Raw genomic sequence first — 2,054 nt, 5'->3', positions numbered from 1 at the left:
GTCCAACCCGCTGCTGCGCCGTAGTTGAGTGGCAGCCCTTTTTCTGCTTGACCTGCATACCAATCACTAATCGGTAATACACCAGATTCTAGCTCAAGCATGGTCGTCACGCCTTGCATTGCTTGCATGCGGTAATCACCAATGTTTTGCCCGTGGGCATGAACGTCGATGAATCCGGGTGCAACGACTTTTCCTGTGGCATCGATCGTTTTTTCACCGGTAATTACGTCGGTGGTAATGGCTGTGATTTTGTTGTCTTTAATCCCAACGTTAGCCACTGAATCGAAGTTTGTCTCTGGGTCAATGACTCGACCATTTAGAATAACGACGTCGTAATTTGCCGCGATAACCAAGGGTGATAAGAGCCCTAAACTCAGTATCGATGCTTTTTTTATAAATGAAGGTAATGTTGCCATTTTTACTCTGTTCCTATTGTCTATTGTGCCCAGCGTTGGGGGCATTAAATTGAAGTTCGGTAAAAGGTGGTGCGTCTTAAGTTGATGTAAATATAGTCGATAATACGGGAAGGGTGTAGGTCAGTTACCGCCACAACGGGTGAGGCTCACTTGATGGTAGGACGCGTCTATAGGAGATAGGCATAACAATAGAGAACAAAAGAGTAGAAAGAAGGGGAGTGTGTCGGGGGAGTCGCTGAGCGCAAATATGGTCACTCAGCGAGACGACGAGGCATAAATTGAAATGGCCTCTGGAATTATTGATATTGTCAGGAATGACAACGTTCTCGATATTTGGCTGCTGTTACTTGTTCCCATCGTTTAAATGCACGATTGAAATTGGCAATATCGGTGTAACCGCATGAAAAGGCGATATCTGAAATTGACCGATCGGTATCTTGTGCTAAGAGTGTAATGGCATGATTGTGTCTGATCTGATCTTTTATTTCGGTGAATTTAACGTTTTGTTTATCTAAGTAGCGTTGAATGGTACGTGTGCTCATGTTGATTAACGTCGAGAACCAACGAATTGAAAATTGCGGCAGTAGGGCGTAACTGCTGATAATTTTAGTGAGGTCTAATGTATGGTTCGTTTCGGTTTTGATGCTGGTTCGGTAAACAAAATTGTCTGGCAGCGCAATGGCACCAAAATGCTTATTTGTGTAGATGTTAGATTGACATTTAACATACGACTTAAACGTTTTTTGGTTGGTGACACTGTTGTTGTTCATCCAAAGAATATCAGGTACCCAGTCTGGTTCAATGAAAGACTGAAGCAGCCTAATCATGCTAAGAGTGCGGTATTGCTCGACATGGAATTGCCCTGCGGTACTTGGTGGAAAGTTGCCTCGATGGCATAAGAAATAGCGGCCTTCAATATTTTCTACCCACACCACGACATGGTTGCTAAGCGTTTGAAATGCGGGCATTAGAGCCGATAGGAAAGCACTTAGATTGTCACTATTTTTAACCGCATGGGCAATACTATGCGGCAGGCTTTCTAACGTAAGTTGCTTTGCAACGTTAAAGCCTAAGTTCTCATCATAGGATTTTGCCATCATACTGATGAAACTCATGAGAGTTTTTGTGACCAAATGGTGAGTGGAGTCTGGTGTGAGTTGGGGCATTTGTGATTGTGCAGCAATGGCAGACCAGTCCCATCCTTTCTTTTCAAAATAACGGATGAACGGTGCTAGGTTATTGTACGAGCTGATCGAAAACTCGATAGTATTTGATGGGCTGGTTATGGTACTAGCGTTACCCTTTTGGGCTGGCACAACTGTATTTTTAGAAGCACCGTTGTTTTTAGAAGAGCCGCTGTTTTTAGAAGAACTGTTGGGTACTTTCATTTTTCTATAAATCATCTCATCTGTGAATTGATTCTTCCTTGAAAACTATTTTTTAACCACTCTATTTATTGGCTAGTGGTTTTAAGCATTGCTCAGAATACGAGAGTGCAGTCGCGCTTGCTAGGTCATTTCATGACAATGAAGGGCGTGTTTTTAAGTTGTCCATTGCGTACGGTACTGTTTTGTTTGTTGACTCTTCGACAGTTATTCTGCGTTGAAATACATGCTGGACTGGACTGGACTGGACTGG

The 2,054-nt window shown here is 43.0% G+C and carries 2 protein-coding genes; both read right to left on the bottom strand.

The window, feature by feature from the left end; genetic code table 11:
* Nucleotides 1-416: amidohydrolase family protein (locus ACP45E_RS12550; protein WP_141707326.1), on the bottom strand; the 416-nt coding region annotated here is incomplete at its 3' end.
* A 308-nt stretch (nt 417-724) separates the two neighbouring features.
* Nucleotides 725-1,804 carry a helix-turn-helix domain-containing protein gene (locus tag ACP45E_RS12545; protein ID WP_017037800.1) on the bottom strand — a complete coding sequence of 360 codons (1,080 nt, stop codon included), beginning with the start codon at nt 1,802-1,804 and terminating at the stop codon, nt 725-727.
* Nucleotides 1,805-2,054 lie beyond the last annotated feature (250 nt).

It is taken from the genome of Vibrio genomosp. F10 str. 9ZD137 (assembly GCF_049974785.1).
Lineage (GTDB): Bacteria > Pseudomonadota > Gammaproteobacteria > Enterobacterales > Vibrionaceae > Vibrio.
The sequence above is the reverse complement of the archived record's forward strand: the minus strand, read 5'-3'. Positions and strand labels throughout refer to the sequence as shown.